Origin of the sequence: Streptococcus sp. oral taxon 061 (genome assembly GCF_964211575.1) — a bacterium.
Classification (GTDB): Bacteria; Bacillota; Bacilli; order Lactobacillales; family Streptococcaceae; genus Streptococcus.
Map to the genome: position 1 here is coordinate 314,651 of NZ_CAXOQQ010000001.1, position 11,286 is coordinate 325,936.

The 11,286-nt window shown below is 37.9% G+C and carries 7 protein-coding genes and 1 pseudogene; all 8 read left to right on the top strand.

Annotated elements, in window-relative coordinates; translation table 11 throughout:
* Complete coding sequence (locus AB8E63_RS01560; RefSeq protein WP_368909623.1) at nt 1-5,679, top strand: ZmpA/ZmpB/ZmpC family metallo-endopeptidase; 5,679 nt, start codon at nt 1-3, stop codon at nt 5,677-5,679.
* 156 nt (nt 5,680-5,835) lie between these two features.
* On the top strand, nt 5,836-6,396 hold the full coding sequence (locus AB8E63_RS01565; protein ID WP_368909624.1) for a TlpA family protein disulfide reductase: 561 nt from the start codon (nt 5,836-5,838) through the stop codon (nt 6,394-6,396).
* Nucleotides 6,397-6,405: 9 nt separating this feature from the next.
* Nucleotides 6,406-7,521 (top strand): peptide-methionine (R)-S-oxide reductase MsrB, encoded by a 1,116-nt coding sequence (msrB, locus tag AB8E63_RS01570; protein ID WP_368909625.1) that lies wholly within the window; start codon nt 6,406-6,408, stop codon nt 7,519-7,521.
* A gap of 278 nt (nt 7,522-7,799) precedes the next feature.
* Entirely contained in the window at nt 7,800-8,291 is a 492-nt protein-coding gene (locus AB8E63_RS01575; protein ID WP_368909626.1) for a hypothetical protein, read from the top strand.
* A 67-nt stretch (nt 8,292-8,358) separates the two neighbouring features.
* Nucleotides 8,359-8,835 (top strand): DUF2975 domain-containing protein, encoded by a 477-nt coding sequence (locus AB8E63_RS01580; RefSeq protein ID WP_368909627.1) that lies wholly within the window; start codon nt 8,359-8,361, stop codon nt 8,833-8,835.
* A 17-nt stretch (nt 8,836-8,852) separates the two neighbouring features.
* A complete protein-coding gene (locus AB8E63_RS01585; RefSeq protein WP_024054000.1) occupies nt 8,853-9,056 on the top strand; it encodes a helix-turn-helix transcriptional regulator in 204 nt (67 codons plus the stop codon).
* Between the two features lie 137 nt (nt 9,057-9,193).
* Nucleotides 9,194-10,906, top strand: coding sequence for an aminodeoxychorismate synthase component I (gene pabB, locus AB8E63_RS01590; protein ID WP_368909628.1), 1,713 nt, complete (start codon nt 9,194-9,196; stop codon nt 10,904-10,906).
* Nucleotides 10,907-11,012: 106 nt separating this feature from the next.
* Nucleotides 11,013-11,286, top strand: a pseudogene (locus AB8E63_RS01595) (endo-beta-N-acetylglucosaminidase); the annotation flags it as partial.

Below are 11,286 nucleotides of genomic sequence, written 5' to 3' on the forward strand. Positions count from 1 at the left end.
ATGGAAAAGAAACATATTGAAAAGGTTATAAAATATTCTATTAGAAAGTTCTCTGTTGGAGTCGGTTCTGCTGTTATCGGAGCCGTACTTTTCGGTGCTAACAACCTCTTGCTTGATCAAGTAGCAGCTAATGAAGTTTGTGAGCCAAATCAGGTACACTATCGTTATTTAGCAGAGCAAGAGCTGACAGAAGCTGAAAAAGGCCTTATTCATAAGGAACTTCCTTCTGATTTAAAACAAGATGATGTTGTTTATCTTGTCTATAGAAAAAAAGAAGTTCATACACAATATCTACCAAATACTGGAAGTAAAGAGCTAGGTCTCCTTGGTCTTGGCTTTGCAACAGCTTCACTGGCTGTACTTGTTATCTCTAAGAAGCGACCTAATAAGATAGCAGGTATTCTATTTATTGGTGCACTTGTAGGTAGCTACTTCATTCCTCAGACTATTCAAGCTTTTGAAAATCAAATTCTTTTATCTTATAACCAAACAATCTCCGCTTGTAGTCAAGAAGATTTAGCCAACGGAGTCATTCAAATTGATGGATATGACTATATTGGTTACTTCAAAGAAGCTGATTTAAACCCATCACTACGTGAAAAAACACAAACTGAGAATCCTTCAAATCCAGTGACTGAGAAGCTGGAGACAGCAAAAGGCACTCAGGAAGAAGGTCACGTAGGTGAAGCACTAGTTCAACCGGAGAATCCTGTATTTACAGGTGAAGTAACAGCTAAGGGCACCCAGGAAGAAGGTCATGTAGGCGAGGCCCCAGTCCAGTCTGAGACTCCAACTTTTACAGGAGAAGTAAGAGCCAAGGGTACCCAGGAAGAAGGTCATGTAGGCGAGGCCCCAGTCCAGCCTGAGGCTCCAGCTTTTACAGGAGAAGTAAGAGCCAAGGGTACCCAGGAAGAAGGTCATGTAGGCGAGGCCCCAGTCCAGCCTGAGACTCCAGCTTTTACAGGAGAAGTAAGAGCCAAGGGTACCCAGGAAGAAGGTCATGTAGGAGAATCTCCAATCCAACCTGAACTCCCAGCCTATACAGATGAAGCAACAGCTAAAGGTACTCAGGAAGAGGGACACGAAGGTGAACCTCTCATTCAACCTAGCTTACCAGAATACAATGTGACAGAGTCAACTGTGACAGAAACAGAAACTGTTACAATTCCATATTCTACAGAATATCTATCGGATTCTAATCGCTATACAGACGAAGAAAGTGTTGTTCAAAAGGGTGAAGCTGGTAGTCAACTCATACATCGTGTCTATAAAACTGTAGATGGGGAGAAAGTTGGCGAAGCTATCACCACTAGTACGGAAGTTGTTAAAGCTCCTGTAGCTGAAAAAATCAGTCGCGGAACCAAATCAATTGAAGGCCAAACCGAAGAAGTTTCTGTTGAAGAAGTTCCTTTTAAAACGATAATGGAACAAGATTCGAGTCTTCTCAAGGGTACTGAAACAGTCGCACAAGTAGGTAAGAATGGTAAGAAAAAAATTACCAAAGTCTACAAGACTATTAAGGGAGTGAAAACGGCAGAGGCTCCCACTGTTTCAGAAGAAGTTGTTGAACAGGCACAAGACCACATTATCAAAAAAGGTACTAAGGAATTAGAAAAACCTACTCTAACATTAACTAAAGTTGATACAGAAGAATTGAATCGAAGTGCAAAAGCAACTTATAGCCTTAAAAAACCAGATGGAGTGACTATCAAGTCTATTCAAGCAGTGTTGAAAAAAGGCGATCAAGTTATTAAGACATTTGCTATCTCAGAGTCTAATCTTGCGACAGCTTTAGCTGATTTAGATTATTACAAGGATTATACACTTGCAACGACCATGGTGTATGATCGTGGTAATGGTGATGAAGAAGAAGTTCTTAAGGAAGAACCACTGAGAATCGACCTTAAAAAAGTCGAAGTCAAAAATATTAAGGAAACAAGCTTAATCAGTGTGGATGACCAAGGTAATGAGACCGACAGTAGTCTCTTGTCTGAAAAACCATCGAATGTTAAGCCATACTACTTAAAGGTTACGAATTACGATAACAAGGTTACAAAACTAGCGGTTGATAAAATCGAAGAAGTTACTGTAGATGGAAATAAACTATACAAAGTAACTGCTAAAGCACCAGATTTGATTCAACGTACTGCAGAGAATCGTTTCACTGAAGAGTATGTACACTATTTACCTAAGCCAAAAGCTCACGAAGGTGATGTTTACTACGACTTTAATGAACTTGTAAAAGCTATGCAAGCCAATCCTACTGGTACATTTAAACTTGGTAGTAATATGAATGCTAATAATGTACCAGCTGCTGGCAAATCTTATGTAACCAATGCTTTTAAAGGTTCATTGGGAAGTACTGATGGCAATAAATTCGCTATTCATAATATCACTAGACCATTATTTGGAAACATTGAAGGTGGATCTGTCAAGGATCTCTTACTAGAAAATGTCAATATTGATATGCCTGGAGTTGATCGAGTAGCTCCAATTGCTAATGTCATCAAAAACAATGCAACTATCGAGAATGTCAAAGTAACAGGAAGTGTTGTTGGTAATAATGATGTAGCTGGTATTATCAATAAAATTGATGGTAGTGGAAAAGTAAGTAATGTCGCCTTTATTGGTAAACTTCACGCTGCTGGTAATAGAGGAGGCTATTTAGCTGGTGTACTTGGTGAAAACTGGAAGGGTGTCGTTGAGAAAGCCTATGTTGATGCTGAAATCACTGGTAACAAAGCAAAAGCTGCAGGTCTAGTCTATTCATCTCAAAATGGTGCTAATAACTACACGGTTGGTAAAGAAGGGGTCCTTAGAAATTCAGTTGCTAAAGGTTCTATCGAACTAAAAGAGGCTGTTCAATCTGGTGGATTGCTGGGAACCAACTGGGCCTTAGGTACTATTGAAGACAACATCACTATGATGAAAGTAAAAACTGGAGAGATGGTATTTGGTCACTCAGATATTGATGCTGACGACTACTTCACATATTCAAGAACCAAACGTAATTATAGTGTTGATGGCGTGAGTGAAGGTAAGAAGTCCTTTAACAATTCACGTAAAATTCCAAGTATCTCACTAGCAGAAGCCGAGCAGAAAATTGAAGCAATGGGAATCACTGCTGATAAATTTACTAGCAGCAAACCTATTGAAGACAAGCTTAATAATAGTCTTAACAAAGACGATCAATACAAAGCAATTGATAGTTATGATGCGACTCGGGAGCTAGCTTACCGTAATATCGCAAAACTTCAACCTTTCTATAATAAAGAGTGGATTGTCGACCAAGGGAATAAACTTGCTGCAGGAAGTCCTCTCTTGACCAAGGAAGTCTTGTCCGTTACTGCTATGAAGGGCAATGCCTTTGTGACAGAATTGGCTGACGCTGATCATATTATGATCCACTATGCAGATAAGACAAAAGATATCTTTACCATTTCACCTAAAGATTCAAAAGTGAAACAAGTGAAAGAGTACGGTATTGCAGAACTTGGTGAAGTTGTTTATACTCCGAATATGGTTGACAAGGACCGTAGTGATCTCATCAATGCTATTGTTGAAAAATTGAGTCCTGTGCAATTACAATCTGACCCAATCTACACACACCTTGGTAGAACTGGTCCAAACAAGGTCAATGCTATTAAGAACCTTTACCTCGAAGAAACCTTCAAAGAAGTCAAGGATAATCTGGCTAAATTTGTGAAACAGTTGGTTGAAAATGAGGATCATCAATTAAACACAGATGAAGTGGCTAAACGTGCCCTTATCAAGAAAGTTGATGATAACAAGGCAGCGGTTCTCCTTGGTCTATCTTACCTCAATCGTTACTACGGAGTTAAGTTTGATAACTTTAATATCAAGCAACTCATGTTGTTCAAGCCAGACTTTTATGGTAAAAATGTAAGTGTGTTAGACTTCTTAATCAAGGTTGGTTCCAAAGAAAATAACATTAAAGGTGATAGAACTTTAGAAGCATATCGAGAAACTATCGGTGGAGTTATCGGTATAGGCGAGTTAAACAGTTTCTTAGACTATAATATGCGTCTATTCACAAAAGATACAGACTTGAATGATTGGTTTATAAAAGCAACTAAAGATAATGTCTATATCGTGGAACCAAAAACAACAAATCCTGATTTTGCTGATAAGAAACATAGAGCTTACGAAGGCTTAAATAACGATATGCATGGCAAGATGATTTTACCACTCTTGAACTTAAAAGATGCCCATATGTTCTTGATTTCAACATACAATACCATGGCCTATAGTTCATTTGAAAAATATGGTAAGAACACTGAAGCAGAACGGAATGCCTTCAAATCTGAAATTGATAAGGTTGCTAAAGGACAACAGAATTACTTAGATTTCTGGTCACGTCTATCTCTAGATAAAGTACGTAATCAGCTCTTGAAGAGCAATAATATGGTTCCAACACCTGTACTTGATAACCAAAACTATAAAGGTATCAGTACCGACCGTTATGGTCATACAAATGGTGGTAAAGATGTGGCACCTATCCGTGAATTGTATGGTCCGACCGACCGTTACCATGCGACTGATTGGCGTATGGGAGCTGTGGCTCGCGTTTATGCGAATCCATATAAGGATGATTCTGTCTTCTTTATGGTGACGGACATGATTAGTGATTTTGGGGTGTCTGCCTTTACTCATGAAACAACTCACGTAAATGACCGAATGGTTTACCTAGGTGGCTCAAGACACCGTGAAGGAACAGATCTTGAAGCATTTGCCCAAGGCATGCTCCAAACTCCATCCGTATCGAATCCAAATGGGGAATACAAGGCCCTAGGTATCAACATGGCCTATGAACGTCCAAACGATGGAAATCAATGGTATAACACTAATCCAAATGACCTTAAATCACGTGACGAAATTGATCGTTACATGAAGGGCTATAATGATACGCTCATGCTTCTGGATTATCTTGAAGGAGAAGCTGTCCTCAATAAAGCAAATCAAGATTTAAACAACGCTTGGTTCAAGAAAGTAGACAAACAATACCGAGGAAACAATACAAAGAATCAATTCGATAAGGTTCGACCTTTAAGTGATGATGAAAAGACTATTCCTTTGCATACGGTAAATGACCTCATTACCAACAACTTTATGACCAATCGTGGTCCAGGTAATAGAGTTTATAATCCATCTGACTTTGATTCTGCTTATGTGAATGTTCCAATGATGACTGGTATCTACGGTGGTAATACTAGTGAAGGTGCTCCTGGAGCTATGTCCTTCAAACACAATACTTTCAGAATCTGGGGTTACTATGGCTACGAAAAAGGCTTCCTAAACTATGCTTCTAACATGCTAAAAGCTGAATCTAAGAAAGCTGGTAAAGAGACCCTAGGTGACGATTTCATCATCAACAAGATTTCTGAAGGAAAATTCAACAATCTCGAAGATTGGAAGAAAGCTTACTTCAATGAAGTTGTGACAAGTGCCAAACATGGAATTCAATCTATTGAAATTGATGGTAAAACATACAATAGCTATGAAGACTTGAAACGTGCATTTGCTGAAGCAGTTGATAAAGATAAGGCTACTCTAAGTAAGGGCTCTGTCAAATTTGACAACACCGTATCACTTAAAGAAAAAGTCTTCAAGAAACTTCTTCAACAAACAGATAGCTTTAAAACTTCAATCTTTAAATAATCCAAAGCTCTCATCTGCTTAGCAGGTGGGAGTTTTTGTAATCAAGAAGATTATTGATTTTCCAAACAGATTCTAAGTATTTTTAGTAAGGTAGGTATATAATAGAACTATAAAGTGAATATCTATATTCATATAACAAAAAAGAAGGTGATGAAAATGAAAAAATGGCAAGTATCTGTATTGGTTTGTGCTAGTCTGGTTTGTCTATCGGCTTGTAAAAATCAGATGGGGAGCCAGGCTGATAAACAAAATGGAGACAAACAAGCGCAAGTCAGCTCTCAAACTGCAAAAAAAGGAGAAGAAGTTCCAGATTTTGAACTCATGGGAGTTGATGGTAAAACGTATCGTCTATCAGATTACAAAGGCAAAAAAGTCTATCTCAAATTTTGGGCATCTTGGTGCTCTATTTGTCTAGCTAGTCTGCCTGATACAGATGAACTGGCAAAAGAAGCTGGCGATGACTTTGTCGTTTTGACAGTCGTTTCTCCGGGTCAAAAAGGGGAGCAGTCAGAAGAAGCCTTTAAAAAATGGCATCAGGGTTTGGACTATAAAGCTTTACCAGTATTGCTAGACCCTTCGGGACAACTTTTAGCGAGTTACGGAGTTCGTTCTTATCCGACTCAGGCCTTTATTGATAAAGAAGGCAAACTAGTTAAGACCCAGCCAGGTTTTATGGACAAGGAAACTATTTTACAGACCTTAAAGAGTATAGATTAGAGGTTTATTATGAATGATAAATTAAAAATAGTCCTGTCGATTGGAATCATTATCTTCCTTATTTTAGGAGTTTTATTTCTTTGGGAAAAAAGAAGTGCTAGCTATACCGATACTTCTCAAATCGAGAAGGCAGCAGTTAGTCAAGGGCAAAAAGTCACGAAAAAAACTGAGCCAGATAAAAATGCTGACCTACATGAAATCTACCTAGCGGGAGGCTGTTTCTGGGGAGTTGAAGAGTATTTTTCACGAGTAGCAGGTGTGACAGATGCTGTTTCTGGCTATGCGAATGGCAGAGGAGAAACAACCCAGTATGAATTGATCGGCCAAACGGGGCATGCTGAGACTGTTCATGTGACTTATGATGCCAATCAAATTACATTAAAAGAAATCTTGCTCCATTATTTCCGTATTATCAATCCAACTAGTAAAAACAAGCAAGGTAATGACGTAGGAACCCAATATCGCACGGGAGTCTACTATACAGATGAGAAAGATTTAGAAGTCATCAATCAAGTTTTTGATCAAGTTGCTAAGAAGTACGACGAACCTATAGCGGTTGAAAAAGAAGCCTTAAGAAACTTTATTGTGGCTGAGGACTACCACCAAGATTATCTCCAGAAAAATCCTAATGGATATTGCCATATCAATGTCAATCAAGCAGCCTATCCTGTTATTGATGCAAGTAAATATCCAAAACCGAGCGACGATGAATTAAAAAAACTCCTGTCTCCAGAGGAGTATGCTGTGACTCAAAACGGTCAAACAGAACGTGCCTTTTCAAATCGTTACTGGGATAAATTTGAAGCAGGTATTTATGTAGATGTGGCGACAGGTGAACCCCTCTTTTCTTCGAAAGATAAATTTGAATCGGGCTGTGGTTGGCCAAGCTTTACCCAGCCTATCAGTCCAGATGTTGCGACCTACAAGGAAGACAAGTCTTATAATATGGTCAGAACAGAAGTCAGAAGTAGAACTGGTGATTCCCATCTGGGACATGTTTTTACAGATGGACCTAAGGATAAGGGAGGCCTACGCTATTGTATCAATAGCCTGTCTATCCGTTTTATTCCTAAGGATCAAATGGAAGAAAAGGGTTATGGTTATTTGTTAGATTATGTTGAGTGAACGTGATATTCTTAAAAAGAGTTTACTAAAAATGTTTTAGATTCATATTTGATTTTTTTAAAAGTGTTGACTTTAATATTTGAAGTCTAATTGCTCTTAAATAAAGATATTTTTAAATAAAAGAAAAAAATTATTAAAAAACGATAAAAAAGTGTTGCATTTCAAAAAAATTATGCTATACTAGATATATCGATAAACAATAATAAGTTTTCGAGTAGTAACAAAAAGAGCTCATTTGTTGCTAAAACTAAAAATATTTTATAAAAGAGGAAATCATCATGAAAAAAACTACATCAACTAAAATCGTAAACGTTACTAAATCACTTGTTACACTAGGATCTAATTTCGGAATCGTTACTCTCAGTTTCTTTAGTATCGCTTCCTTAGTTCTTCTACTTGGTCAATTTGATATCAGCCAACTAATGCCTGAAGGTGGAGAGATAACAATGTCAGGCTACGAAGCGTGGGGAGGGGTTAATGCCTTTGTTCTAACCTTTGTTGCTGGTAATACACTTCTAACTTATGGCCTTATCAAATTAAAACAGTTTGCTAAGAACTTTAAGGAAAGCGATCTTTTTGAAGATACAACCATTTCATTCTTGAAAAAGGGTGCAGTTTTAATGACGCTAGTAGGAGCAATCCAAGGTATTACAGAACTTATTCTTAACCCAGCGCATATTATTTTTAACTTCTCGATTGCAGCATTTTTGTTTATTGCTAGCTTGGTGCTTTCTTTTATCAAAAATCAATTTTCAGATAAAGTAGCATAATACATGTACGTAACACTTACTAATATTGTATAATATAGTAGAGATTAGAAACGAGGTTTTGAAATTAATGTCTAAGAAAAATTCCTACTTACCATTTGCTTTAGGTTTTATTAATATCCTACTTTTTATCTTGGGAGTATCTTTAGTTATATCCATCTTTTTAACAGTTTTCAATGTAACTGAGATTAGCCTATTTAACCTTGGGACTATTTCCTTAAAACCTGATATGGTGAATACTTCAATACTAGTGAGTGCTTTGTCCTTTATCAATAGCTTTATCATTCTGTTTGTACTATTCTGTGTTAGACAGTTCTTCCAAAATATTATCCATGAACAGATTTTTACAAGTTATAATGTCAAACTTGCTAATCGTATCTCTATTTCCCTCTTTATTGCCTCATTTCTAGGAGATGGTATTTTGACACTCAATGGTTATTCATTTCTGAATTTAACTTTCATGGTTACTGCTCTCGTTGTTTGGACAATTGGTAAAGTCCTTGAAAAAGCAAACGAAATTGCAGAAGAAAATGAGTTTACAATTTAGAGAAAGGAGACTATCACATGATTGTTATTAATCTAGATGTCGAATTAGCAAAGAAAAAAATGCGTTCAGGAGATTTAGCAGAACGTGTAGGTATTACTCCCGCAAATCTTTCAATATTGAAAACAGGTAAGGCTAAGGCTATACGTTTTTCAACGCTAGATGCCATTTGTAAAGAACTTGGGTGCCAACCTGGTGATATATTGGAATATGTGCCAGATTAAAAAGTGGTTCAGCATAAGCTGAACCTTTTTATTTTGTTAAATTATATAAAGAATTCTAAAACATTTCCTGATAATCTGATAAAAAATACTGATTAGATAAATTCTAGGGACCTTCTTATTTATGGTATACTTAGGTTATGCATAGAAAAACAGTGATTGATTTTAGGGCTTTGGGCGAGAGATACATTTTCACCCAGCCTATTAAAGAGTTAAAAACCAGAGATTTAGCAGAAGTGGCAGACTTGTTAGCACAAGTGGAAAGCTACCAAGAACAGGGCTATTATGTAGTTGGTTATGTTAGTTATGAAGCAGCACCTGCTTTTGAGAAAAAATTAGCAGTACACTCAGGTCCCTTGTTAGGAGAGTATTTGCTTTACTTCACTGTTCATAACAGTGTTGAAACATCTAACATTCCTCTGACTTATGAGGAGGTGGAGTTGCCATCAAACTGGCAGGAAGTAACATCTGCTGAGGACTATGAAAAGGCTATTACCCAAATTCACCATCATTTAAGACAAGGAGATACCTATCAGGTCAATTATACTGTCCAACTCAAGCAGGAGTTGTCTGCCAATCCTTTTGCTATCTACAATCGTATGGTGGTGGAGCAGGAAGCGGGATATAATGCTTACGTAGAGCACGACGACATGGCAGTGATTTCCATGAGCCCAGAACTCTTTTTTGAGCAAAATGGTCGTGAGTTGACGACTCGTCCTATGAAGGGCACAACTAAACGTGGTTTGAATAACGATGACGACTTGAAAGAGGCGGCTTGGTTGGAACAGGATCCCAAAAATCGCTCAGAAAACATGATGATAGTGGATCTCTTGCGCAATGACATGAACCGTATTTCTGAGGTTGGTAGTGAACATGTGGAGCGTTTATGCCAAGTGGAGCAGTATTCTACAGTGTGGCAGATGACTTCAACTATCAAGAGTCAGTTACGACCGGATGTTGATCTAGTAGAAATCTTCCGTTCACTCTTTCCATGTGGCTCCATCACAGGAGCTCCCAAGATAGCGACCATGGAAATTATCAAGAACTTGGAACCACAAGCTAGAGGAGTTTACTGTGGAACTGTTGGTCTCTTACTGCCCAATGGACGACGGATTTTCAATGTGGCTATTCGAACCATTCAACTGCATGGAGGGCAAGCCATCTATGGTGTCGGAGGTGGCATCACTTGGGATAGTACTTGGGAGTCAGAACACCGTGAAGTCCAGCAAAAAGCAGCGGTTCTTTATCGAAAACAGCCTTGTTTTCAGCTGATTACGACAGGGAAAATCAGCCAGAAAAAATTGCTCTTTGAAAAGCAACATCTAGAAAGATTGCGAAAGGCTAGTCGTTATTTTGCCTTTCCATTTGACCAAGAAGTTTTAAGACAAAAGTTAGAGAAGGAGTGTCAGGCTTGTGACCTTCATCAAGACTACCGTTTGCGAATCAGTCTCAGCAAATCTGGAGAGATTGAAATTGAACGACAAGTATTGACAACACTTAGCTCTAACTTTTGTCAGGCCAAACTTTGTCTACAGGAAGCGGATTTGGAGCAGTCCTTTACCTACTTTAAGACGACATACCGACCACATTTGACAGTGGGAGAGCAGGAAATCATCTATCACACTGCTGATGGAAAATTGCTTGAAACCTCTATTGGGAATCTGGTCTTAAAAATGAATAGCAAGCTCTATACACCTCCTAGTCAGCTAGGTCTTTTACCAGGGATTTATCGCCAGCATTTACTTGAAAGCGGGCAGGTAGAAGAGAAGGTCTTAACTTTATCAGATTTGAAAGAAGCAGAAGTTATTTATGCCTGCAATGCGGTTAGGGAATTGTATGAGTTAAAAATTTAATGGCTATTAGATATTATTTGTGAACATTAAATATTGAATTTGAAATAAAGTTAAGCATTTGATATAATGTAGGCGTCATTAAATTTAAAAATAGGGATAGTTTAAGATGAAATCAAAAAAATATATAGTAACAAGCATAGCGACAGCAACACTTGGACTTGCTTTGCTTACAGATACAGTAGGTATGTCCCCTTTTTCAATACAGCAAGTTTCTGCTCAAGAAAAGAGTACGCCTAAGAATGGTAACGTAAAAGAAAATAATTTACCTAAGCAATCAGAGAAGCCTAAAGATAGTGCTCCAAAACAATCAGAGAAGCCTAAAGATAGTGCTCCAAAACAATCAGAGAAGCCTAAAGATAGTGCTCCAAAACAATCAGAAA